General features: G+C 39.9%; 21 protein-coding genes. 14 read left to right on the forward strand and 7 right to left on the reverse strand.

Going from position 1 to position 24,117, the window contains the following annotated elements; all coding sequences use genetic code 11:
- Positions 1–58: 58 nt before the first annotated feature.
- Together H4J38_RS14895 and H4J38_RS14900 are read left to right on the forward strand one after the other, a co-directional pair.
- Positions 59–616, forward strand: coding sequence for a carboxymuconolactone decarboxylase family protein (locus H4J38_RS14895; RefSeq protein ID WP_182132931.1), 558 nt, complete (start codon positions 59–61; stop codon positions 614–616).
- Positions 617–797: 181 nt separating this feature from the next.
- The gene (locus H4J38_RS14900; RefSeq protein WP_182132933.1) at positions 798–1,445 is read left to right on the forward strand and encodes a DsbA family oxidoreductase; all 648 of its coding nucleotides are present in this window, start codon (positions 798–800) and stop codon (positions 1,443–1,445) included.
- A 104-nt stretch (positions 1,446–1,549) separates the two neighbouring features.
- On the opposite strand, the gene alr is transcribed toward H4J38_RS14900, so the two are convergent.
- From alr to rpmE, 4 genes are all read right to left on the reverse strand, one after another.
- A complete protein-coding gene (alr, locus tag H4J38_RS14905; RefSeq protein WP_182132935.1) occupies positions 1,550–2,629 on the reverse strand; it encodes an alanine racemase in 1,080 nt (359 codons plus the stop codon).
- 6 nt (positions 2,630–2,635) lie between these two features.
- Positions 2,636–4,054 carry a replicative DNA helicase gene (gene dnaB, locus H4J38_RS14910; RefSeq protein ID WP_182132937.1) on the reverse strand — a complete coding sequence of 473 codons (1,419 nt, stop codon included), beginning with the start codon at positions 4,052–4,054 and terminating at the stop codon, positions 2,636–2,638.
- Positions 4,055–4,351: 297 nt separating this feature from the next.
- On the reverse strand, positions 4,352–4,603 hold the full coding sequence (locus tag H4J38_RS14915) for a hypothetical protein (protein WP_182132939.1): 252 nt from the start codon (positions 4,601–4,603) through the stop codon (positions 4,352–4,354).
- Positions 4,584–4,796 carry a 50S ribosomal protein L31 gene (gene rpmE / locus H4J38_RS14920; protein WP_077286181.1) on the reverse strand — a complete coding sequence of 71 codons (213 nt, stop codon included), beginning with the start codon at positions 4,794–4,796 and terminating at the stop codon, positions 4,584–4,586. The genes H4J38_RS14915 and rpmE overlap by 20 nt, the downstream gene beginning before the upstream one ends.
- A gap of 236 nt (positions 4,797–5,032) precedes the next feature.
- Between rpmE and priA the strand changes: the two genes are divergently transcribed.
- From priA to H4J38_RS14945, 5 genes are all read left to right on the forward strand, one after another.
- Positions 5,033–7,261: a primosomal protein N' gene (gene priA / locus H4J38_RS14925; RefSeq protein ID WP_182132941.1), complete on the forward strand. Its 2,229-nt coding sequence runs from the start codon at positions 5,033–5,035 to the stop codon at positions 7,259–7,261.
- A gap of 123 nt (positions 7,262–7,384) precedes the next feature.
- Complete coding sequence (locus H4J38_RS14930) at positions 7,385–7,939, forward strand: SPOR domain-containing protein (RefSeq protein ID WP_182132943.1); 555 nt, start codon at positions 7,385–7,387, stop codon at positions 7,937–7,939.
- A gap of 330 nt (positions 7,940–8,269) precedes the next feature.
- The gene (gene hslV / locus H4J38_RS14935) at positions 8,270–8,788 is read left to right on the forward strand and encodes an ATP-dependent protease subunit HslV (RefSeq protein WP_081151324.1); all 519 of its coding nucleotides are present in this window, start codon (positions 8,270–8,272) and stop codon (positions 8,786–8,788) included.
- A 23-nt stretch (positions 8,789–8,811) separates the two neighbouring features.
- Positions 8,812–10,140: an HslU--HslV peptidase ATPase subunit gene (gene hslU, locus H4J38_RS14940; RefSeq protein WP_182132946.1), complete on the forward strand. Its 1,329-nt coding sequence runs from the start codon at positions 8,812–8,814 to the stop codon at positions 10,138–10,140.
- Between the two features lie 28 nt (positions 10,141–10,168).
- Positions 10,169–10,570 carry a gamma-butyrobetaine hydroxylase-like domain-containing protein gene (locus H4J38_RS14945; protein ID WP_182132948.1) on the forward strand — a complete coding sequence of 134 codons (402 nt, stop codon included), beginning with the start codon at positions 10,169–10,171 and terminating at the stop codon, positions 10,568–10,570.
- Between the two features lie 98 nt (positions 10,571–10,668).
- Here H4J38_RS14945 and H4J38_RS14950 read toward each other — a convergent pair whose 3' ends face one another.
- Entirely contained in the window at positions 10,669–12,669 is a 2,001-nt protein-coding gene (locus H4J38_RS14950) for a bifunctional diguanylate cyclase/phosphodiesterase (protein WP_182132950.1), read from the reverse strand.
- Between the two features lie 171 nt (positions 12,670–12,840).
- Here H4J38_RS14950 and rraA point away from each other — a divergent pair, with 171 nt between their 5' ends.
- Entirely contained in the window at positions 12,841–13,326 is a 486-nt protein-coding gene (rraA, locus tag H4J38_RS14955; RefSeq protein WP_182132959.1) for a ribonuclease E activity regulator RraA, read from the forward strand.
- A gap of 11 nt (positions 13,327–13,337) precedes the next feature.
- Here the strand turns inward: rraA and H4J38_RS14960 are convergent, their stop codons facing one another.
- Both H4J38_RS14960 and hutI read right to left on the reverse strand, forming a co-directional pair.
- Positions 13,338–15,428 carry an EAL domain-containing protein gene (locus H4J38_RS14960; protein ID WP_182132961.1) on the reverse strand — a complete coding sequence of 697 codons (2,091 nt, stop codon included), beginning with the start codon at positions 15,426–15,428 and terminating at the stop codon, positions 13,338–13,340.
- A gap of 96 nt (positions 15,429–15,524) precedes the next feature.
- A complete protein-coding gene (hutI, locus tag H4J38_RS14965) occupies positions 15,525–16,760 on the reverse strand; it encodes an imidazolonepropionase (protein WP_182132963.1) in 1,236 nt (411 codons plus the stop codon).
- A 228-nt stretch (positions 16,761–16,988) separates the two neighbouring features.
- On the opposite strand from hutI, the gene hutC reads away from it, so the two are divergent.
- From hutC to H4J38_RS14995, 6 genes are all read left to right on the forward strand, one after another.
- Positions 16,989–17,699 (forward strand): histidine utilization repressor, encoded by a 711-nt coding sequence (gene hutC / locus H4J38_RS14970; protein ID WP_182132965.1) that lies wholly within the window; start codon positions 16,989–16,991, stop codon positions 17,697–17,699.
- A gap of 15 nt (positions 17,700–17,714) precedes the next feature.
- Positions 17,715–19,223: a histidine ammonia-lyase gene (hutH, locus tag H4J38_RS14975; RefSeq protein WP_182132967.1), complete on the forward strand. Its 1,509-nt coding sequence runs from the start codon at positions 17,715–17,717 to the stop codon at positions 19,221–19,223.
- 15 nt (positions 19,224–19,238) lie between these two features.
- Positions 19,239–21,251, forward strand: a complete 2,013-nt coding sequence (locus H4J38_RS14980; RefSeq protein WP_182132969.1) for a urocanate hydratase — start codon at positions 19,239–19,241, stop codon at positions 21,249–21,251.
- Between the two features lie 386 nt (positions 21,252–21,637).
- Positions 21,638–22,090, forward strand: a complete 453-nt coding sequence (locus H4J38_RS14985; RefSeq protein WP_182132971.1) for an NfeD family protein — start codon at positions 21,638–21,640, stop codon at positions 22,088–22,090.
- 70 nt (positions 22,091–22,160) lie between these two features.
- Positions 22,161–23,081, forward strand: coding sequence for a stomatin-like protein (locus H4J38_RS14990; RefSeq protein ID WP_182132973.1), 921 nt, complete (start codon positions 22,161–22,163; stop codon positions 23,079–23,081).
- Positions 23,078–24,016: an SPFH domain-containing protein gene (locus H4J38_RS14995; protein ID WP_182132975.1), complete on the forward strand. Its 939-nt coding sequence runs from the start codon at positions 23,078–23,080 to the stop codon at positions 24,014–24,016. Before H4J38_RS14990 ends, H4J38_RS14995 begins: the two co-directional genes overlap by 4 nt.
- The last annotated feature ends 101 nt before the right edge of the window (positions 24,017–24,117 follow it).

Consider the following 24,117-nt stretch of genomic DNA (forward strand, 5'->3'; position numbering starts at 1 on the left):
CAGTGATTTATTGTTACATCGTATTTAGTAAACCATATTCCTAAAGAGGTACTTTGACATGACTACATTAACTACACACACAATTGAATCAGCACCAGCAGCAAGTAAAGCACTTTTAGAGAAGTCTGTAAGTGCTTACGGTATGTTACCTAATCTGCATGGCGTGTTAGCCAGTGCGCCAAATGTATTAGATGCCTACCAAATACTACATGAGCTTTTTCTTAATACTTCATTCAATGCAGAAGAGCTTACCGTTGTATGGCAAGGTATAAATGTTGAACATGGCTGTAATTATTGTGTACCTGCGCACACGGCTATCGCTCATTCGATGAAAGTAGACTCTGACTTAATTGACGCATTGCGTGACCAAAAGCCTATGCCTACGGCAAAACTACAAGCTTTGCTTGATACAACATTAGTAATTGTACGTAATCGTGGACATATATCAGATGAAGAATTAGCATCTTTTTATGCCGCTGGTTACGGTGAACAACAGCTATTAGAAATACTTTTAGGCTTATCTCAAAAAGTAATCAGCAACTACACTAACCACATCGCAGGGACTGTTGTTGACAAACCTTTCAGTAAATTCGCTTGGGAAAAAGTAGAGAAGTAATATAACAATCTTGCTCGGCTACCTCTTCATTTCACCATGATAAGGTAGCTTTTTTATTGTAAAACGTTAACCTTAAGTGCAATGGTCGATACAAAATATTGCCATTTTTTTAAAAATCAATGCTAATTAAGCCAATAGCTTTAAATATTAACCTAGCTATAAGCTGTTACAGAGAAATACTATGAGTGAAAAAATTCAGATAGATATCATTTCAGATGTCGTATGCCCTTGGTGTGTTATCGGTTATGGCAATTTAACGAAAGCCATTGACGAATTAGGCTTAAAAGACAAAGTAGAAATTCAGTGGCAGCCCTTTGAACTTAATCCTAATATGCCATTGGAAGGTGAAGAATTAAGTGCACACTCAGCGAGAAAATATGGTTCAACCCCAGAAAGTAGTAATCAATTTAGAAAAGAAATGACTGCACATGGTCAAGCCGTTAATTTTGATTTTAACTATTTTGAAGGCATGAAAATAGTTAATACTCGTGATGCCCATATTTTACTGGAATACGCTAAAACGCAAGGTAAGCAAACGGCTTTACAACAACGTTTATTTACGGCTTTTTTTACTGAGAAAAAAGATATTTCAGATCGAAAGGTTTTAACTGAAGAGATTAACGAAGTTGGTTTAAGTGTTGAGGAAGCCATGGCTAGGTTGGAAGATAGCAACGCACTACAACAGGTTATTGAACAAGAATTATATTGGCAAAAGCTTGGTGTATCTTCCGTTCCAACCGTAGTTTTTAACCGCAAAACTGCACTTGCGGGTGCACAGCCCATTGAGACTTTTAAAAAGATTTTAGCCGAAGAACTGGCAAGCTTATAATAAGTAATAGTTTTACAAAAATTAACTACTTCAATACGAATAAGTAGTATAAAAAGTTACTTAATTTTGATTTTCGTGAGTTATCTCTTTATTCTGAGCAATAGCTATTTGGCTAGTTGAATATGTACGCGACGAGTTATATTACACAAAAGTTCGTAAGGAATAGTGGTGGCGAATTCAGCGACTTCTTCAACCGCTAAACCTTTACCCCAAAGTGTAGCAATATCGCCAACCTTGTCTTTACTTTGAACGCCTAAATCTACAGAAATCATATCCATAGATACTCGCCCAATTAACGGCACACGCCGACCATTAATCAGTACTGGTGTGCCATTGGGCGCATGACGGGGATAACCGTCACCATAGCCAATGGCAACGACGCCTATCGTGGTATTCTTTTCACTAATCCAAGCACCACCATAACCAACAGCTTCTCCCGCGGCGATTTCACGCACTGATATCAAGCTTGATTGCAGGGTCATTACGGGTGCAATACCATCAATGTGAATATCAAACTGCAATGGTGAAACACCATATAGTAAAAGGCCGGGTCTGATCCATTGATGATGACTTTGAGGCCACAGCAAAACGCCAGCAGAGTTAGCTAGGCTTTTCTCCAGTAAAAAGTCAGCCGTTATTTCATCAAATAGCGAAATTTGTTGTTTTGTAGCTGGGCTTTCTTTGTCATCCGCACAACCTAAATGGCTCATCAGCACAATCGGCTGTTGTACATTTTTTGATTGGCTTAACGCTTCATAAAATTGTAATAATTGTTCAGGATTAATACCTAATCTATGCATGCCGGTATCAATTTTAAGCCAAACTTTTAACGGAGTATCTAAGTTGGCATTCACAATAGCAGCTAGTTGCTGCTCGTTATGCACTATGGTTTGTAAATTATTAGCGGCAAGGGTATCAATATCTTCTTTGGCAAAAAAACCTTCAAGTAAAACAATTGGCTGAACAATGCCTGCGGCTCTAAGGGCAAGTGCTTCATCAATACGCGCCACACCAAAGGCATCAGCATTAGGCAATGCTTTCGCAATTAGTTCTAAACCATGACCATAACCATTTGCCTTCAGTACCGCTAACACTTTAGCATTAGGTGATAATGAGCGTATAAGGCGGTAATTATTGCTTAACGCCTCTAAATCGATAATCGCTGTTGCTGTGTGTAATGCCATTAGTGCTTAATCTTCACCAAGTACGTGCGGGCCAGCATAGTTATCAAAACGAGAAAATTGTCCTTGGAAGGTCAAAGGTACTCGACCAATTGGGCCGTTACGTTGTTTACCTATGATAATTTCAGCCATGCCTTTGTATTCAGAGTCATCGTGATAAACCTCATCACGATAAATAAACATGATTAAATCGGCATCTTGCTCAATTGAACCTGACTCACGTAAATCCGAGTTTATTGGACGTTTATCAGAGCGTTGTTCCAAGCCACGGTTAAGCTGAGATAGGGCAACAACTGGCACTTCTAATTCTTTTGCCAAAGCTTTTAATGATCGAGATATCTCAGCAATTTCTAAGGTTCTGTTATCAGAAAATTGTGGCGCACGCATTAACTGTAGATAATCGATCATGATCAAACTGATACCACCATGATCACGAGCAATACGTCGTGCTCGCGAGCGCACGTCTGTCGGTGTTAAACCCGCCGCATCATCGATAAACATCTTACCTTTTTCGATTAATAAGCCCATGGTTGATGATAAACGGGCCCAATCTTCATCTTCTAATTGTCCCGTACGAATTTTAGTTTGGTCAATACGCCCCAGCGAGGCGAGCATTCTCATCATCAACTGTTCTGACGGCATCTCTAAACTAAAAATTAACGCGGGTTTGTCTTCGGTCATGGCAGCATTTTCGGCCAAGTTCATCGCAAAGGTGGTTTTACCCATAGAAGGACGACCAGCAACAATAATTAAATCTGACTTTTGGAAACCAGCGGTCATTTTATCTAAATCAGTAAAACCACTTGAAACCCCAGTAACACCGTTAGTCGGTGATGCACAAAGTTTTTCAATACGGTCGACAGTTTTTTCTAATACTGAACTGATATTTTCTGGGCCTTCTGATTTATTAGCTCGTTGCTCGGCAATCGCGAAAACCTTAGTTTCAGCAAAATCGAGTAAATCAGCACTACTGCGCCCTTGAGGATCGTAACCTGCTTCCGCTATTTCATTAGCAACACTGATCATTTCACGCGTAACTGCACGTTCACGCACAATATCCGCATAAGCGGTAATATTGGCAGCACTGGGGGTGTTTTTCATCATTTCAGCGAGATAAACAAAGCCACCGGCAGCATCTAGCTTTTGATCGTTTTCAAGCGCTTCAGATAAAGTGATCAAATCAACCGGTTCACCTAGCTCAATTAAGCGACCGATAGTCTCAAAGGTAATACGATGTGAGCGGCTGTAGAAGTCTTGTGCGACTACGCGTTCACTTACGCGGTCCCAAGTTTCATTATCTAATAATAAACCACCCAGCACTGATTGCTCAGCCTCTAATGAATGCGGTGGAACCTTTAACTCATCAATTTGTTTATCACGAGGAAATTGGTTATTTTTAGTAAACTTGGTTGGCTTGCGATCGGCCATATCACACCTTAAATGCTTGGCGATAATCTCTGCTTATTGGCGAGTATACTCAGCTAATAAGCTTTATAAAATTATTCGAAAATAAAGAGAGCTAATGTAGCAGAATTTCCCCATAAGCAAAACGATCAATCGAAAAGAAATATTTCACTATTTTTGATGAGGAATGATATTAAAAGTAGTAGTTAGAGCGAAGATAAGCACAGATGTATCGAGTGATATTTGAGTCTTTGGAAGTAAAAAACCAAGCATTATAATCTTTCAATAAACGCCTCAAAAGTTGATGAGACGCTTAATAAATTACTTTACTTCTATGAGGCCGCTAACTGTGCTCGCACGTACTGAGCTACTCGCATTGCCAGTTTCAAAAGACAATGTCGAACTAGGGCCATATTTTACACGCTTGGCTTTTGCCGAAGTTAGCCCGGTAACAATATCACCACCAGCGTTGTTTTTTAAATTAAAACTCGCTTGTTCTGAGCATAAAAAAAAGCACCTAAAGGTGCTTTTTTCATCTGGTATGTTAGCAGAATTACTTCTTGCTAAGAGCACCAAAACGCTTGTTGAATTTATCAACACGACCACCAGTCTCAGCAGCTTTTTGCTTACCAGTGTAGAATGGGTGACATTCTGAACATACGTCTAAATGTAAGTCTTTACCTACAGTTGAACGAGTTGTTATAACGTTACCACAAGAACAAGTTGCCTTGAACTCTACATAATTTGGATGAATACCGTCTTTCATGGGAAACCTCTGTTAAGGCCGTATCGCCACTTGATCAGTCATTATTGCTGCCAAGCACCATACGAGTTAAAAATAATGGAGGCGAATGTTATAGGATCATTATCCCCATAGCAATAAAAATTGCTAAAAAATTGAGCAATTTTTGGCTTTATTTCCTAAAAACGAAAATAGGGTGATTTTCTGGCTTGGCATTGCGCCATTAAACAGTAGAATGTGCACAACATTTGGTTTTCTATATGACAGTATTTTTGGCAATAACTTCAACAGACATATACGTGCAAGTTGCAATACCGGTTCCTATGCGCCAGTTGTTTACTTACAAAGTACCTGCCGAATTAAATGCTAAAGCTATAAAGTTAGGCGAACGCGTGATTGTGCCTTTTGGCTCTCGGCAAGTTGTAGGGATTGTTTTGTCGATAGATGACAGTACAGAATATGCGCCGGCAAAAATAAAGTCAGTACTTAGCCGGGTCAGTGATAATTTTAGTTTCTCACCAACACTGCTTAATTTTATTCAGCGCTGTAGCGATTATTACCATCACCCTATTGGCGATGTATTTCAGCAAGCATTACCCGTGCTATTACGTCAAATAAAACAACCTGATGTTGAATTACCACAAATTTGGTTAACAAAAAAAGATTTAAGTGAAGCAGAACAAACGACCACAGCCAAACGTTCCCCCAAACAAGCTGAATTATTAACCATGCTTAAGCAGCACCAAGGCATGACATGGTCGGAGTTATTAACCCTTGGTTTTAATAAAGCACAGCTTAATGCGCTAGAGAAAAAACAATTCATTTATAGTAAATCCCGTGAAGTCGCTGAATTTAAATGGCAAGAGCAAGCATTACAGCATGAAAATAGACTCGCATTATCAGCCGAACAAGCCATTATTGTCGCCACCGTGAAGGAGATGCAGTCGCAGTTTTCTTGTCATTTAGTCGACGGTATAACCGGTAGTGGTAAAACGGAGGTTTATTTACAGGCCATTGAGCAAGTATTAGCAAAAAGTCAGCAGGTTTTAGTATTAGTGCCAGAAATTGGCCTAACGCCACAAACATTAAGTCGTTTCGAGCAACGCTTTAATGTGCCGATAAGCTTGCATCACTCCGGCTTGAACGACAAAGAGCGCCTACAAACCTGGTTAGAAGCTCAGCGTGGCACTGCCGCTATTGTTATTGGTACGCGCTCGGCTATATTCACTCCGCTACATGATTTAGGTCTTATCATTGTTGATGAAGAACACGATGCCTCATTTAAGCAGCAAGACAGTTTTCGCTATCATGCTCGCGACATTGCCATTCTAAGAGCTAGACAACTTAATATTCCTATTATACTGGGCAGTGCAACACCGAGTTTTGAATCTTTGCAAAATGCCTTAACGGGAAAATACCATTATCACCAACTACGTAAACGTGCCGGTAATGCCTCGACCGCAAAAATCACCTTAATTGATGTTGCGCAACAGCAAATGGAACATGGCCTTTCTGGTACCTTAAAACAAGCGATTAAAAATACCCTAGCCCGTGGTGAACAAGCCTTAATTTTTCTCAATCGCCGTGGTTATGCGCCAGCCATTAACTGCCAAGAATGTCATTGGGTAGCTGATTGCCAACGTTGCAATAAGCCTTACACTTTACATCAGGGCCAAGGGCTGCTGATTTGCCACCATTGCGGCAGTCAAAAGCGTATTCCACCACAATGCCCAAGTTGCGGTAGCGTTCGCATTAAACCCATAGGGCAAGGTACGGAACAATTGGAAGAAAAAATCAGTGCCCTATTTCCTGATTACTCTACGGTGCGCATTGACCGAGACAGCACACGTAAAAAAGGCGCGTTAGCGAAGTTATTAACAGAAGTGGACAATAAAGAGCATCAACTACTGATCGGTACGCAAATGCTAGCGAAAGGCCATCATTTTCCTGATGTAACCTTAGTGGCCGTGCTTGATGTTGACGGCGCACTTTTTAGCTATGACTTTCGTGCTGCTGAACATATGGCGCAACTTTTAGTACAAGTATCAGGCAGAGCCGGTCGAGCAAGTAAACCCGGTAAAGTGATGGTACAAAGTAACTTCCCTGATCACCCTTTATTACAAGACTTGGTTCATAATGGTTATCAACATTTTGCTAAACAAGCACTGATTGAACGTCAACAAGCCTTATTGCCGCCATTTAGTTTTCAAGCCCTATTTAGAGCCGAAGCGAATTACCCTTCTTACCCAGAAAAATTTTTACGCGCCATGACAGCAAACCTTTTTGAAGGATGTCAGTTTGCTGGCCCTGTACCTGCAGCGATGGAGAAAAAAGCCGGTAAATTTCGCTTTCACTTGATTTTGCAAGCGAAATCTCGAAAGCAACTACATCAAGCGGTATTTAAACTCATTCATCAAAGTGTCAATAATGAGTGGCAATCAAAAGTTAGATGGTCAATTGATATCGACCCAGTAGATTTAAGCTGGTAGTTGCTTATAAAGCGACTTGGCTAGATCTGATAAAAGTTTATTTACAAGTTAATCAACTCAATGGGTGATATTTCTTTACCAGTTGGTTAGAATTGGTGAAAATCTTCAGGTATAAATTTTTCCATGGCACATCAAGATTACGTTTCCCGCTCTCGAGCAAAAAATAAAAAGCAAAGTCCTTATAAAAAAAATGAGCAGCCGGCCGAAGGTAGCTCATTAAAAGTAAAATTAATTGCCGCTTTTCTTATTGTCGCTATACCAAGTTTTGGCTATATGTTGTGGAGTATTAAAGATGTACAGCCTGACACCGTTGTTGCGCCTAAAGTAATCAAGGCTAAGCAGAAAACAACTGAACTACCGGAACTTCCTGAAGAGAAGTGGACATACGTTGACGACTTAAAAAGTAAAGAAGTTGAAGTTGGCGAGTATGAGGTCACCCCAAAAGGCCCATATAAAATGCAATGTGGTTCATTTAGAACCCGTAAACAAGCCGAGTCATTAAAAGCAAAAATCGCTTTCACTGGTTTAGAGGCACAAGTCAGTAAAGCCACAGGAACCTCATCAGTCTGGTATAAAGTTTACTTAGGCCCTTATGCGAAAAAGCGTGAGGCAGAAAAAGACAAACACAAATTAAAAAACAACTCAGTACACGGCTGTAAAATATGGGGCTGGGATTAATAAACCTTAAAGATCTACTAACATCAAAACTCCCTTTAGCAGCTAAAAGGTTTTAGATGTTTATGCCTAGAATCTAAAACCCAGATTCAGGCATTTGTAGGTCGGTATTTATGCCAACGAGCTAACACTATAAAACCAACCAGCAACTTAACTTAAATCTGCCTACATTAACATTTAACTGACCGCTTAAAACTGATAGCAAACAAGCTATTAAAATTACCCACTTGTTATTATTCATCGTTGCTCCCTTGAAAAAGCTCAAGCTACCCCTTATCTAATCTACATTAGACAAGCCGACTATCTCAGTTGGCAATATGTAAGAGGTTATTTGTGACTACTATTGTTTCTGTCAGACGTAATGGCAAAGTTGCCATTGGTGGTGATGGTCAAGTCTCCCTTGGCAACACTGTAATGAAAGGCAATGCGCGTAAAGTACGCCGTTTATACAATGGCAAAGTACTTGCCGGTTTTGCTGGCGGAACAGCAGATGCCTTTACCCTATTTGAACGTTTTGAAAGTAAGTTAGAAATGCACCAAGGTCATTTAACTAAAGCGGCCGTTGAACTTGCTAAAGATTGGCGAAGTGACCGTGCGCTGCGCAAACTTGAAGCTTTATTGGCCGTTGCCGATGAAACCGCATCGCTGATCATTACCGGTAATGGTGATGTTGTGCAACCTGAAAATGACCTCATTGCCATTGGCAGTGGCGGCAACTTCGCACAATCAGCCGCCACAGCATTACTTGAAAACACCGACCTTTCTGCGAAAGAAATTGTTGAAAAATCATTAAAAATTGCCGGTGATATTTGTGTATTTACCAATCAGCAACACGTGATTGATGAACTATAACCGCCAATTTGTAAGGAATTAATATGTCGAATATGACACCACGTGAAATAGTTCACGAACTTGATAGCCATATTGTTGGTCAAAGCGACGCCAAACGTGCCGTCGCTATAGCCCTGAGAAACCGCTGGCGTAGAATGCAACTTAACGAAGAGTTGCGTGCTGAAGTTACCCCTAAAAACATTCTGATGATTGGCCCTACAGGTGTCGGTAAAACAGAAATTGCCCGACGCTTAGCAAAGTTAGCCAATGCCCCTTTTATTAAAGTAGAAGCGACTAAGTTCACTGAAGTGGGCTATGTCGGTAAAGAAGTTGAAACGATTATTCGTGACCTTGCTGATATGGCTATTAAAATGACCAAAGAGCAAGAAATGGCGCGTGTTAAGCACTTAGCCGAAGAAGCTGCTGAAGAGCGTATATTAGATGTGTTATTGCCATCAGCGCGTGATGGCTTTGGTAATGACGAACAGCCAGAGAATAGCTCTACTCGCCAAGTTTTTCGTAAGAAATTACGCGAAGGTCAGCTTGACGATAAAGAAATTGAACTCGATTTAGCGGCGCCACAAATGGGTGTTGAAATAATGGCACCTCCGGGCATGGAAGACATGACCTCGCAACTTCAAAACATGTTCCAAAGCATGTCGAGTGACAAAACAAAGAAACGTAAGCTGAAAATCAAAGATGCTTTAAAAGCATTGCAAGAAGAAGAAGCCGCTAAAATTGTTAACCAAGACGACATCAAAGAAAAAGCGATATATCAAGTTGAACAAAACGGCATCGTATTTATTGATGAAATAGATAAAATTTGTAAACGCGGTGAAAGCTCAGGTCCTGACGTATCAAGAGAAGGTGTACAACGAGATTTATTACCGTTAATTGAAGGCTCTACAGTTAGCACTAAACACGGCATGGTCAAAACTGACCATATCTTATTTATTGCTTCTGGTGCTTTTCAAATGTCAAAACCGTCTGACTTGATCCCTGAACTACAAGGGCGCTTACCGATTCGTGTTGAGTTAAAAGCCTTAACCACTGACGATTTTGTGCGGATATTGACTGAGCCTAATGCCTCATTGACTGAGCAATATATTGCCTTGTTAGCTACTGAGGGCGTACATATTTCATTTAGTAAAGATGGCATTCAAGCCATTGCTAATGCAGCCTGGCAAGTGAACGAAAGTACTGAAAATATTGGTGCACGTCGTTTACATACTATGATGGAACGCTTAATCGAAGAGCTTTCGTTTACCGCCAATGATCGCTCAGGCGAAAGCATTTTAATTGATGCTGATTTTGTCGCTAATATTTTATCTGATCTAATTAAAGATGAAGATTTAAGTCGCTTTATTTTATAATGTAAAAATATAGAGCTAGGAGTTAAACATGAGTAAAGTTAATCGCTTTGAGATCAATAATGCAACTGCAAGTTTGTCGGTAATTTTCGCTGCTAATGAGCTTGAAACTGCTGAACAAGATAGCAATATGGCCATTGATTTAAGCTTCGAATATTTACGCGTGTTTGCTCCAACTGACGATAAAGGCCAAGCAACAGGGCTAACGCCTAAGGTCTATCATAAGAAGCAAGTAAAGCTGCTAAAAATTGAATCAGTGGGTAAGCATGGCTACCGATTCATTTTTGATGATAGCCATAGCAATATTTATACTGGCGATTATTTACAGCTATTAGGTACAGAATTTCAACAACGCTGGCAGCATTATTTACAAAGCGCAAGTACGGCGATAAATAGCCGAGAAGCAACGATAGAAATTAAAGAGGTTAAGTAATCAATAAACACTTAAGTTATTTAATACTAATCGATAAAATAAAGCGTAACTGATTCGAATTTAAAGTTTTGAATTTTAGATTTTGCTCTTAGATGAAACTATTTGCGCTTTAAGTACTTAGTAAACTCTGCTTCGCTTTTTGGCTTACTGATAAAATAACCTTGAACAGCATCACACCCTATATTACGTAATAGCTGCAACTGCTGCTGAGTTTCTACGCCTTCAGCTAAAACCCTTTTACCAAGCCCGTGTGATAATTCAATCATGGTTTTTACTATGGTTAAGTCAGAATCATTAGAGGCAACTTCTTGAATAAAACTACGATCTATTTTTATTTTATCGATCGGTAATTTACGCAAGTATGCCAATGACGAATAACCGGTACCAAAATCATCAATCGATACTTTAATACCCATATTTTGAAGATCAATGATAGTTTTCATCACTAATTCTATATCGGTTATAACGACATTTTCCGTGATTTCTAACTCAAGATAAATGGGGGGGATTTCATACTTCATTAGCAAATTTTGAATGTTACTAACAAACTTTTTGGCTTGAAACTCAACCGCGGTAATATTTATCGCTAAGGGTACCCGGCGTTTATAAGTTTTATACCACTTGGCAATTGTTTGACAGGTTTTTTCTAAAACATAGTTATCTAACTCACTAAAAAGATTTAATGCCTCAATATCATCAAAAAACTGACCAGGCGCCAATAAACCTTTATCTGGATGTTGCCAACGCACTAATACTTCGGCGCCTTCTAAACGATTATTTTTCAGATTTAATTGCGGTTGAAAGTATAAAATAAGCTCTTCATTCGCGATGGCTCTGCGAATTTCTTTTTCCATCACCAGTAAATGACGACCTTGTGACTGCATGCCATATTCATACTTAACGCTATGTATATTATGACTTCTAGCCTGAAGTATAGCTAAGTTCGACTTTTTAATTAGGTCGTCGGCATTATCAGCATCCGAAGGAAAATCACAATAGCCAACACTACATTGCAAGTACACTTCTTGTTGCTCAACTTGATAAGGTCGAGCAATTAACGCGTGTATATGATCGACTGCGGTTAATTTTTGTTGCTCATTGGCATAGTCAATTACATACAAGAATGAGTCACCGCTCAAGCGCCCCACCACTTTAGGTTTGAGTAAACTATGATGAAGCCGACGAGCGGTTTCACCTAAAATCAAGTCACCAACTTTTAGACCATAGGTGTCATTAACAAATTTAAAACGTTTAATGTCGAGTAAGTAAACACATAGCTTTTGACCGTTTTCGTTTGCAGTTTTTATTTCGTTAGTTAATTTTTCAAGCACCTGTTCGCGATTTAACACACCGGTTAAAGCGTCATGCTTATCTAAATACTTTGCCCGATTTATAGCCGTATCAGCAATATGCCTTTCTGCACCTTGCATCCATATAAGTATTATAAAACCTAGCGTTGTATGGATACCTACATCGACATAAATTAACCATTCGGTTAAGTGGCGAAACCAGTCATTGGTCAATGAAACAATAGATGCGAATGAAAAGGCAACAAAACGAATGCCCACTAAAACACAGAAAGCTAATAAAATTTTTCCAGAAAAATGTTCGACTTTTAAGGAGAATAAATAGCATGCTGCGGCAATAAATCCACAGCCAAAAATGAAGGCGGCTAAACTTTCTCTAAGATAGAAACGATTAAAAACACTGTTACTGTCAAAACCATAAAGCAGTGTGGCTACTGTACCAATAGTAATGGCGGCGATGACCCCTATAGAAATTACTCTAGGTGATATTTTTTTTTGTTTAGTCGCACTATAAATACCCAGCATCAAGAACAGTAAATGTAAATAATTACTGACTTGTCGTGTTAACGCGATAGTTATATCAATTAAACTACCGACTTCTTGTTGGTTAAACACACTATCAAGGGCGAGGCTCAGCTGATTAACAGCTAATGCTGAAAAACTAAACAGCCAAAATTTGACATAGGTACGGCCAATACCGCGATAATAGGCAAGGAGAAGTAGAGCAAGTATGCTAAAAATAAGAGTTTCTGTAGAATAAATTAAGCTATGGGCAAAATCCCGATCAGCCATGAATATAACTCTTATTTAAAGATAATAACGGCTATTAAATAATGTTTTTTAACTAATTACAAGTAGCAACGCTTTGAGCATTTATTTAGTAACTATAATAGCTTAGCGGTTGTGCCTATGTATTCAGCAGTTATACTAGTTAAGAATGAACGTGATTAGGAAATACTTACTATGGAATACAACACTTCAGAGCTGTGTGATATTTACACTGATTTAATCGATGTACTTGAGCCAGTATTTAGTAACTACGGCGGGAGAAGCTCGTTTGGCGGCAAGGTTGTAACGATAAAGTGCTTCGAGAATAATGGTTTAATTGCCGAGTTAGTAGAAACTGAGGGTACAGGTAAGGTATTGGTTATTGATGGCGGCGGCTCAACACGCCGAGCACTTATTAATATTAATATCGCTGTGCAAGCGGCAAAAAACAATTGGGAAGGCATTATTTGCTATGGTAGCGTTCGAGACGTTGACGCTTTAGAAGATATTGACATCGGCATTCAAGGTTTATTGTCGATACCGGTTGGCGCAAGTAGCAGCGATATTGGTGAAAGCGACCTCGCTATTAACTTTGCTGGGGTAACTTTCTTACCCGATGACCATATTTATGCCGATAATACGGGTGTAATTTTATCGCCGGATCCCTTAGATATTGATTAGTTAGATATTGATTAGTTAGATATTGCAGGATACTGCTTTTGCCATGCTGTAAGCCAGGATGGTAATTCTTCTTGGCTTATTCCTGCACTATAACGCTGCCCTTGACCAAGCTCCCCACCCATCGCCATAAACATTTCTTCGATTGCGAGCACATTAATATTGGTGCCAATTAAGGGTAGGTCCATTTTGCGTGTTAAGGTGATCAAAGCATTGATAATAGCTTTATCAGACGAGCCTGCAGCTGCCTTAGCCAGTGAACTACAATCTATTTTAATGCCACTAATCGCCATTCGACGAATATAGCGCAAGGCTTCGTAGCTACCTGAAAATTGATCAATAGCAATTTTTACCCGAAGTGATTTTAGTTGATCAATGCTGGCTTTAGCTTGCGGTGAAGCCATTAACAATATCGCTTCTTGTACTTCAACCAATAGCTGTTCACAGTCAAGGTCATTAATAACCGATTGTTGTTCAATATAATCAACAAGGTCTGGTTCTACTAGACTATTACCCGTTAGTTTAATAGCCACTTGAGTCGACAGGCCTAAGCCCTTAAGTACAACAAGTGCTTTAAATGCCTGATCTACTATTTGTCGACTCAAGGCGAAAGCATCACCACTTTGCTCAGCAATCACCATCATTTCCGTTTGGTTTAAAAGCTCATCATCTTTTCGTTGCCAGCTTACCTGCATTTCAAAACCTATCAGACGCTTGTTTTGTACCTTCACTTGAGGCTGAAGGCGCCACTGCAAACTATCATGTTGAATGGCATGTTTAAGCTGTTCCATTTTATGCAATTGCTGTTGATTAAAAATGGCCAGTTCTTGGTTAAAAAAACTCACCAACTTGTGCTCTTTTTCTGCTTGTAATAGCGCATCTTCAGCACAGGCGATAACCTCACTCACGTTATGGCTGTCTTGACCAACAAACGCAACGCCAAAGGCTAATTTAAAAAATGACGAAAAACTTTTAAAGCTCATTGGCCCTGGCACCGCAAGCGCAAGTTCTTTACATAGTTGTTCAATGATAACGTCTTCACTGTGTTTGCTCTGTGACATATCCATTACCAGTAAAAAATTAAGACCTTGTAAACGAGCAAGTCTCACTGGTGCATCTTGGGTTGAAAAGTTGAGTAATTCAGTATTGCTTACAATCGACCTTTGTAAGCAATACGCCAACTGTAACAATAAAATATCTGAATTATGATGCCCTAGCACACCATTAACTTGTTGGAAGTTTGTTGGTTTAAAAATAATTACCGCATACCGAGCAGCCACATTGGTCGCTATGCTATGCTCAAAAAAGGATAAGGCATATCGATAGTTAGGTAAATTAGTTGTTGGGTCATAAGATACCTGAATCGGGGGGATATTCGACAGTCCAACATGAGCATTTTCTCTGGCAATAAGCGTGGTAACAAGGTGCCAACAACCATTCGCTATGGCTAGTAAATACGTTATCACACTAATCGCAACCAGTAAGTTTAACGACAGGTAGCCGTCTAGCCAAAAATAAATGCCCACGGCAAAAGCCACATTGATAAAAAACAACGTCATTGAGCGCACATTGACTTCATGACTGGCGTTACGAGATAACCAAAAATAACTCAGCGTAAGAATAATTTGTACACCCGCCAATATCAGCCAAGCCACAGAAGTACTAACGATTGATGACCAAAGTAAAAGTATGAATAAACAAAAGAGTGCAACGAAAAGCAAATTTTTCAGTACTAGACTAAAATTTAAAGCTTTATCCGCAAAGTGATAATTGCTCGACCAATAACTGATTATTTGGAAAATTAAGCCGCTGAAAATAACACTAGTGTATACATAGCTTTGAGCGGAATAATTCAGTGAAAAGAGCAAGCCAAGCAAGGCAATAGTCAATAACAGTGGTAAACGCTTTTTGATGGCTGGCCTAGGTTTAATGATAAATACCATTAACAAAACGGGTAGACTCAGCCCCAAAACAAAGGCGATATTAAACTCAACAAACGAAAATGACTCACTCGCCGCATTGACAGGAAAAGAGAAAAAACTGAAGTTTATAATGACTATAAACAAAGAAAACATCACAAGGCGCGCAGCACTGTAGCTAGCCATAACAAAATCCAAACCGACAACATCTACTAAGATTAATCAATCTTCTAGCTTTTGTACAGTAACCACGCATTAAGTAAACTACCTCGGTTATCCTTATTAAATAACCATTTTCCCCGCTTGCATTAAGTGAGATAGAGGATTAACACCAAACTGATAACATAATTCAGCTGGTTGCTCTATCTCCCAACAAGCAATATCTGCATCAAAACCAATAGCTAATTGCCCCTTACTGTGCGACAACCCTAACGCTTTAGCGCCATGGCATGTAACACCAGCGAGGGCTTCTGCAGGTGTTAATCTAAAAAGTGTACAAGCCATATTGAGCATAAGTTGAAGAGAGTTAATTGGCGACGACCCTGGGTTAGCATCAGTGGCAATGGCCATACTCACCCCGTGTTTACGCAATAAATCCATTGGTGGCAACTGGGTTTCACGCAAGAAATAAAAGGCACCAGGTAACAATACGGCGGTCATATCAGCCACTTTCATTGCCTTTATGCCTGCTTCGTCTAGAAATTCAATGTGATCAGAAGACATTGCTTGGTATTGCGCAGCTAATTCAGTACCTCCGAGATTTGATAACTGTTCAGCATGGACTTTTATAGGCAAATTATGCGCTTTTGCAGCAGCAAACACCTTTTCGGTTTGTGCTAAACTAAAGCCGATACCTTCACAAAATACATCAACTGCATCAGCTAATTTACTTGCCGATATTTTTGGTATCATTTCTTTGCATACCAAATCGATGTATTCGTCTGCGCGACCTTTGTATTCAATGGGTAATGCATGTGCACCTAAAAATGTTTTTAGCACGGTTACTGGTAATGTTTGGCCTAATTTTTTTGCGACGTTTAACATTTTAATTTCATTGTCGGTGTCTAAACCATAACCCGATTTAATTTCAATCGTAGTAACGCCTTGCTGATGCAAAGTCTTTAAACGCTTTAATGCACTGTTGAACAGTTCAGCTTCGCTCGCTGCACGGGTTGCTTTAACCGTTGAAACAATACCTCCGCCGGCATTAGCAATTTCTTCATAACTTTTACCTTCGAGCCGCATTTCAAATTCATTCGCGCGGTTGCCACCATAAACAATATGGGTATGACAATCGACTAACCCAGGTGTTAGCCAAGCGCCCTTACCGTCAATTACTTGCACTGTTTTTTCATCAAAACTAGGTAGCTCAGATTGAGTACCTAGCCAAGCAATTTTTCCATTGGCAATCGCTATAGCACCATTTTCGATACTAGCGTAACCTTCTGCGCCTTTTGTCATAGTGGCTAAATTGACATTTGTCCAAAGCGTTTGCCAAGTTTGTGTTTTTGTCGTCATAAGAATTCCAAATTACTTGTTCAAATTACTTGTTAAAGGCTAACTTTTATTTTTCTTAATCAATGCACAGGTAAGCGTTAGCGGTTATATATTATCGTAATCACTCTAACTGATAGCAAATTAACAAGCAAGCTTGTATATACAACTATTGACCTTACTTAAAAAAAATGAGACTGTATATACAAGTTGAAAATTTACTCTTTATATTATCCAGTATTAGGCATAACAATGACACCTGTAAAAACCGCAAAGTACCGAGTTATCAAACAATATATTTGCGAAAATATAGAGTCAGGTCAGTGGCTTGAACATAGTAAAGTCCCCTCAGAAAATGAACTGTCTGAACAGTTTTCGGTCAGTAGAATGACTGCACGCCGTGCTTTACAAGAATTAACTGAGCAAGGCCTGTTAGTGCGTTCTCAAGGTTCTGGTACTTTTGTTGCGACTTTTAAGTCTCAATCTTCGTTATTAGAAATTCGTAATATAGCAGATGAAATACACGAACGTGGTCATCAATATCATGCTGAACAACTCATTTTACAAGCTGTCGATGTCAGCGAAGAAATAGCTATTTTATTAGCCCTTAAAGCTGGTGACACCGCCTATTATTCTAGCGTACTACATTTTGAGAATAATGCGCCCATACAGTTAGAGCAGCGCTTTGTTAACCCAAAGTTAGTCGCAAATTATCTCAAGCAAGACTTTACGCAAGTAACACCACATGAGTATTTATCCTCAGAAGCGCCATTAACAGAAGCGACACATGAAGTAGAAGCCGTGTTAGCTAAAGATGAAATCAGCCAATTATTGGCTATTAGCAATACTACCCCTTGTTTACAGGTTAAGCGTCGTACTTGGTCTAGCCAAGGTGTTGTCAGCTTAGCCATATTAACGGCACCCGGTAATAAATACCGCTTAGGTAGCCATTTAGTTTTTTAGTTTAGGAGCGTTAAGATGACATTTAAATACGGTATCGACCATCTAGATCTTGATATTGTTAATGGTATTGCCAACGGCAGTATCAAAGCAGAACTTTGCCAAGAAGCTTTAGATAAAATAAATATAAGTCGTGCAAGAGTTGAGAAAATGGCGGCTTCCGATGTACCAGTATACGGTATTAATACGGGCTTTGGTCCATTATGTGATACACAAATCACACCTGAACAAACCAATTTACTGCAAACGAATTTACTGATTACTCATGCAGTAGGTGTAGGTGAACCGATTGACAAAGCTATTTCAAAACTAATGTTGATCACCAAAGTGCATGCATTAAGCAAAGGTTTTTCAGGCATTCGTTTAGAAACAGTTGAAAGGATGTTAGCGTTTCTAGAACTTGACCTTATCCCTGTCGTACCAGAGCAAGGTTCGGTAGGCGCATCAGGTGATTTAGCGCCACTTTCACATTTATTTTTACCGTTACTAGGTGAAGGCGAGTTCTGGCAAAGTAAAGAGGGGAAAAGTGACAAAATCATCCCTGCTGCGCAAGCACTAAAAGAACACGGTTTAGCACCAATGGAATTACACGCAAAAGAAGGCTTAGCGTTAATTAACGGTACACAGTTTATCTTATCTCACGCTATTACTGGCTTAACTAAGATGCGTTACTTATTAAATTTAGCGGACTTAACCGGTGCGATGAGCATAGAAGGCATGCAAGGTAGTCAGTCTCCGTTTAGAGAAGAACTGCACGCTACTCGTCCATTCCCTGGTAATTTAGAAGTTGCTGAACGCATGAGAATGTTCTTTACAGGCTCTGAAAACATGTCATCTCACACCAATTGTGGACGTGTGCAAGACCCATACTCACTAAGATGTATTCCACAAGTTCACGGTGCATCTCGTAACGCCTATAACCATTTAAATGAACTCACTGAAATTGAAATGAACTCAGTCACTGACAACCCAATTGTTATCAGCAGTGAAGAAGCTATTTCGGGTGGTAACTTCCACGGTCAACCTTTAGCTATGGTGCTTGATTATGCTTCTATAGCGAGCGCTGAACTAGGTAACATTTCTGACCGTCGCTGTTATTTATTGTTAGAAGGTTTACATGGTTTACCACGTCTATTAACTGCTTCAGGTGGCTTAAATTCAGGCATGATGATCCCGCAATACACTACAGCGGCGTTAGTGACCGAAAATAAATCTCTGTGTTTTCCGCCTTCTGCTGACAGTGTTCCTACGTCAATGGGGCAAGAAGATCACGTGTCTATGGGCAGTATCTCAAGCAGACAGTTTAACCAAATATTGGGAAATTTAGAGAAAATTTTGGCGATTGAACTCATGTATGCAGCTCAAGCAATTGAGTTTAGACGCCCGAATAAATGTTCAGACATTATTGAGAAAAATTTCCAAGTGATCAGAGCGAAAGTGGCAAAACTTGAAGAAGACAGACTATTAAAACCTGATATTGATGCCATGATAGCATTAGTTAGATCTCAAGCATTTACCGTTCACTAAGGGGAGCCGATAACAATGGAAACAGCCATTAATTTTCAAGATGAAATAAAGCAGGGTATTCCAAGTGAACTACCTGCCGCTAAGCCATACCCTGCTGACGCTAATCGCGCTCCTAAGCGAAAAGACATCCTTTCTGTAGCAGAAAAGCAGTTAGCCGTAAGAAACGCTTTACGTTACTTTCCAAAAGAGTGGCATCAAGAATTAGCCACTGAATTCGCGCAAGAGTTAATAGACTTTGGCCGTATTTACATGTATCGCTTTAAGCCAAGCTATCATTTAAAAGCACGCTCAATTTCTGACTATCCGGCAAAATGTCAGCAAGCTGCCGCTATCATGTTAATGGTCGAAAACAACTTAGACCCAGCTGTTGCACAACACCCTGAAGAGTTAATTACTTACGGCGGTAACGGTGCGGTGTTCCAAAACTGGGCACAGTACTTATTAGCGATGAAGTATTTAAGTGAGATGGAAAGCGATCAAACCTTACATTTATACTCTGGTCACCCGATGGGCTTATTTCCATCATCGATAGATGCACCGCGTGTAGTTGTTACCAACGGTATGATGATCCCTAATTACTCTCAGCCTGATGACTGGGAAAAATTTAACGCGTTAGGTGTCACTCAATATGGCCAAATGACGGCGGGTTCATTTATGTACATTGGCCCACAGGGCATTGTGCATGGCACAACGATTACTGTAATGAATGCTTTTCGTAAAGTGCTCAACAAAGGTGAAAAAACGCAAGGTAAGATTTTCCTTACAGCGGGTTTGGGTGGTATGAGTGGCGCACAACCTAAAGCAGGTAATATTGCAAACTGTGTAACCGTTTGCGCTGAAGTTAACGCAAAAGCGGCAACTAAACGTCATCAGCAAGGTTGGGTTGACGAGTTAATTGATAACATGGACGAACTTGTCGCCCGTGTTAAAACAGCGCAAGCGAATGAAGAAGTTGTCTCAATTGCTTATATTGGCAATATCGTTGATGTTTGGGAGAGCTTTTACGAACAAGACATTTATATTCATTTAGGCTCGGATCAAACCTCACTGCACAACCCTTGGTCAGGTGGTTATTATCCTGTAGATATCAGCTACGAAGAATCTAATCGTTTAATTCGTGAAGAACCGGAAGTATTTAAAGAAAAAGTACAAGCAACATTAAAGCGTCATGCTGCTGCTGTTAACAAACACACAGCGCGTGGCACTTATTTCTTCGATTACGGTAATGCTTTCTTACTTGAAGCATCACGCGCCGGCGGCGATGTAATGGCAGAAAATGGTATTGATTTTAAATACCCGTCATATGTTCAAGATATATTGGGGCCAATGTGTTTTGACTATGGTTTTGGGCCATTTCGTTGGGTTTGTGCTTCGGGTAAGCCTGAAGATCTAGATAAAACCGATGCCATTGCCGCAAGCGTGTTAAAAAAGATCATGCAAGAGTCACCGGCAGAAATTCAGCAGCAAATGCAAGACAACATCACCTGGATTGAAGACGCTAAGCAAAACAAGTTAGTGGTTGGCTCGCAAGCGCGTATTCTTTACGCAGATGCGCAAGGTCGTATGGAAATTGCTAAAGCCTTTAACGATGCTATTAATACCGGTGAAATTGGCCCTGTTGTACTTGGCCGTGACCACCACGATGTTAGTGGTACCGATTCACCATTTCGTGAAACATCAAACATTTACGATGGTAGTCGATTTACTGCCGATATGGCGATTCACAACGTTATTGGTGATAGTTTCCGTGGTGCAACTTGGGTATCAATCCACAATGGTGGCGGCGTAGGTTGGGGTGAAGTGGTTAACGGTGGTTTTGGTATGCTGCTTGACGGCAGCGCAGCTGCAGAGCGCCGATTGAAATCAATGTTATTATTTGATGTCAACAATGGTATTGCTCGTCGCAGCTGGGCACGCAATGCAGAAGCCAATTTTGCTATAAAACGCGAAATGGCGCGCACACCTAAGTTAAAAGTCACCTTAGCCAACTTAGTTGAAGATGATATTTTAGATAACTTATCGCTGTAAGGTGCAGGTGGGTTTAAACTTTCAAAGTGTTAACACCGCTCATTTGCATTAAGCGAACTTATCAAAGAATGAAAAAAAACCGGCGCTAGCCGGTTTTTTTATGTTCCGGAATAACAATATGTAGTGATGCCATGAATGGCAAGAGACAACAACAGAGTGTTAAGCCAATAAGTTCATAAAGTGGCGTGAAAAATAGTAAGGCCGCTTGCCGAGATGTTAAAACCTAGTTCACGTTCAGCCAATTTTTACCAATAGTAAAGCTAATTATTCACTGATTAACATAGATTTAAGCAAACAAACAAGCTTGACATAATATGTCAAGCTTGTTACTTTGAATCAATCGCTGTTAACGTTATATTAACAGTACTCATATCTTGGAGGTGGTAATGGAATACATACTGTTTTTTGAAACTTGGATAATCTTAGCTATTTTATTTGCCTGTTTAGAGATTTTTGTGCCTGGTGGTATCTTACTTAATTTAGGCATAGCCTCATTAATTGTCGCTATTGGTGTGCAACAACAAATTCTTGATACTTGGGTATTAACCTTAACAACTTGGTTTATCGTCGCAACATTTCTGCTCATTGTTGTTTACTTTATTACTCAGCGATTTTTCCCTGGTGAAACTGTCATTGAAAATATTTATGAAGAAGTAGATATTTACGGTAAAAGCGTGCTTGTGCTTGAACAAATCGGCCCGGGAACACGAGCAGGTAGAGTTGAATATCAAGGTACAACTTGGACAGCCTTAAGCGACGGTTCTATTATCGAAGCTGGTAGCCAAGCTGCTATAATTTGCAAAGAAAACATATCATTAGTCGTAGAACCCATCAAGTAACGCGATGTAAATTCACAAAATCAATTAATGCCAATTTAACAATTCTAAAAATAAGAATAGGAGAATACCTATGTTAGCCACTATTACTTTTGTATTTCTAGCATTACTCTTTATCGTTTTAAAGCTAGTACTCGTAGTACAAATGAAAGAAATTTGCGTGATCGAACGTCTAGGTAAGTTTCGCGCTGTTTTACCCCCAGGATTACATTTTTTGATCCCCTTTGTTGACCGCGTAGCTTATCGTCACGAAACACGGGAGCAAGTTTTAGATATACCAGCGCAGAGCTGTATTTCACGAGATAACGTTCAAATTAGTGTCGATGGTTTGGTTTATATTCAAGTCATGGACGGTGAAAGAGCCAGTTACGGCATTGAAGATTACAGTCGCGCCAGTGTTAATTTAGCACAAACTACAATGCGTTCAGAAATAGGTAAATTAAACTTGGGTCAAACCTTTTCTGAACGCGACACCTTAAATGAAACCATAGTGCGTGAAATTGACAAGGCCTCTGATCCGTGGGGTATTAAAGTCTTACGATATGAAGTGCGTAACATAACACCGTCAGACAATGTTATTCATACCTTAGAAAAGCAAATGGAAGCTGAACGCCAAAAGCGTGCAGAAATTACCTTAGCAGAAGCGGAAAAAGAGTCGACTATCAACTTGTCTGAAGGTGAGCGCCAAGAAGCAATAAACCTGTCTGAGGGTGATAAGCAAAAACAAATCAATGAAGCTCACGGTCGAGCTCAAGAAATAGCCATTCTTACTCAAGCTTCGGCAGAAGGTATTAATTTAATTGCCAAAGCAGCGGCTTTACCTAGTGGTGACCAAGCTATAAAAATGCGTTTATTAGAACAATTTATCTCGCAAACAGGCAATATCCTTAAAACGGCTGACGTGTCTATTGTGCCAAGTGAAGTCGCTAAATTAGAAGGTTTTTTTCAGGGTATGGAAAAAGTAACGCAAAATATTCAAGGAGCAAAATCATGATAGCTATCGATGGAAATACGCTCGATTTAGCCGTACTGGCTGTTTGGGCATTTATCTTTCTATACCTTGCGTATAAATTTTTCCAAGCCATTTGTTTAGTACCAACCAAATCAGCTTATATTGTTGAACGTTTAGGGAAGTATCGCTGCACATTAGAAGCAGGTTTTCATTTACTATTACCCTTTATTGATCGCGTGGCCTTTATTCAAGATCTTAAAGAAGAAACGATAGAAGTGCCGCCGCAAGAGTGTTTTTCAAAAGATGAAGTTAATGTTGAGGTCGATGGCGTTATTTACATTCAAGTCATTGATGCGGTAAAAGCAAGCTACGGTATTACTGACTATCGCTTCGCCGCCATGCAACTTGCCCAAACCACAACACGCTCGGTCATTGGCACATTAGAGCTAGATCGCACTTTTGAAGAACGTGACATTATTAGCGCTAAAGTCGTTGAGGTACTTGATAAAGCCGGTGAAAGTTGGGGCATTAGAGTGCACCGCTATGAAATTAAAAACATTACCCCGCCCGTAACTGTGCGTAACGCCATGGAAATGCAAGTGAATGCCGAACGTGAACGCCGTGCTATTTTAGCTAAAAGTTTAGGTGATAGAGCCAGTCGTATTAATCGCTCTGAAGGAAAAATGACAGAATTAATTAATCTGTCTGAAGGTGAAAAACAACGCAGAATTAACTCAGCCGAAGGTAAAGCAGCGGAGATATTGGCCATTGCACAAGCCACCGGTGACTCTATTAGCAAATTAGCTGCAGCGATTGAACAACCGGGTGGGCAGCAAGCTTTGGACATGCAATTAAGTGAACAATACTTACAGCAAATGAAAGGCTTAAGTCAGCCATCAACTAAGGTTATTCTGCCAGCAAATTTATTAGACTTTAAGCAATGGCTTGCAACAGCGGGCATTCATAATAAGTCTTAATACTGTCTAAAAAGGTCTAGAAGTACCTAGTTAATACATAACTAAGGCCTAAATACGCAAAACCCGACCATCATAACGTCGGGTTTTTTATTAGCTATAAC

The sequence above is a fragment of the Colwellia sp. BRX10-3 genome (assembly GCF_014077505.1).
In the GTDB taxonomy this organism is placed as follows: Bacteria; Pseudomonadota; Gammaproteobacteria; order Enterobacterales; family Alteromonadaceae; genus Cognaticolwellia.

Bases quoted from the DNA above. Each gene is read 5' to 3' on its own strand.
- H4J38_RS14895 (WP_182132931.1), top strand. From the start codon at position 59: ATGACTACATTAACTACACACACAATTGAATCAGCACCAGCAGCAAGT.
- H4J38_RS14900 (WP_182132933.1), top strand. From the start codon at position 798: ATGAGTGAAAAAATTCAGATAGATATCATTTCAGATGTCGTATGCCCT.
- alr (WP_182132935.1), bottom strand. From the start codon at position 2,629: ATGGCATTACACACAGCAACAGCGATTATCGATTTAGAGGCGTTAAGC.
- dnaB (WP_182132937.1), bottom strand. From the start codon at position 4,054: ATGGCCGATCGCAAGCCAACCAAGTTTACTAAAAATAACCAATTTCCT.
- rpmE (WP_077286181.1), bottom strand. From the start codon at position 4,796: ATGAAAGACGGTATTCATCCAAATTATGTAGAGTTCAAGGCAACTTGT.
- priA (WP_182132941.1), top strand. From the start codon at position 5,033: ATGACAGTATTTTTGGCAATAACTTCAACAGACATATACGTGCAAGTT.
- H4J38_RS14930 (WP_182132943.1), top strand. From the start codon at position 7,385: ATGGCACATCAAGATTACGTTTCCCGCTCTCGAGCAAAAAATAAAAAG.
- hslU (WP_182132946.1), top strand. From the start codon at position 8,812: ATGTCGAATATGACACCACGTGAAATAGTTCACGAACTTGATAGCCAT.
- H4J38_RS14945 (WP_182132948.1), top strand. From the start codon at position 10,169: ATGAGTAAAGTTAATCGCTTTGAGATCAATAATGCAACTGCAAGTTTG.
- H4J38_RS14950 (WP_182132950.1), bottom strand. From the start codon at position 12,669: ATGGCTGATCGGGATTTTGCCCATAGCTTAATTTATTCTACAGAAACT.
- rraA (WP_182132959.1), top strand. From the start codon at position 12,841: ATGGAATACAACACTTCAGAGCTGTGTGATATTTACACTGATTTAATC.
- H4J38_RS14960 (WP_182132961.1), bottom strand. From the start codon at position 15,428: ATGGCTAGCTACAGTGCTGCGCGCCTTGTGATGTTTTCTTTGTTTATA.
- hutI (WP_182132963.1), bottom strand. From the start codon at position 16,760: ATGACGACAAAAACACAAACTTGGCAAACGCTTTGGACAAATGTCAAT.
- hutC (WP_182132965.1), top strand. From the start codon at position 16,989: ATGACACCTGTAAAAACCGCAAAGTACCGAGTTATCAAACAATATATT.
- hutH (WP_182132967.1), top strand. From the start codon at position 17,715: ATGACATTTAAATACGGTATCGACCATCTAGATCTTGATATTGTTAAT.
- H4J38_RS14980 (WP_182132969.1), top strand. From the start codon at position 19,239: ATGGAAACAGCCATTAATTTTCAAGATGAAATAAAGCAGGGTATTCCA.
- H4J38_RS14985 (WP_182132971.1), top strand. From the start codon at position 21,638: ATGGAATACATACTGTTTTTTGAAACTTGGATAATCTTAGCTATTTTA.
- H4J38_RS14990 (WP_182132973.1), top strand. From the start codon at position 22,161: ATGTTAGCCACTATTACTTTTGTATTTCTAGCATTACTCTTTATCGTT.
- H4J38_RS14995 (WP_182132975.1), top strand. From the start codon at position 23,078: ATGATAGCTATCGATGGAAATACGCTCGATTTAGCCGTACTGGCTGTT.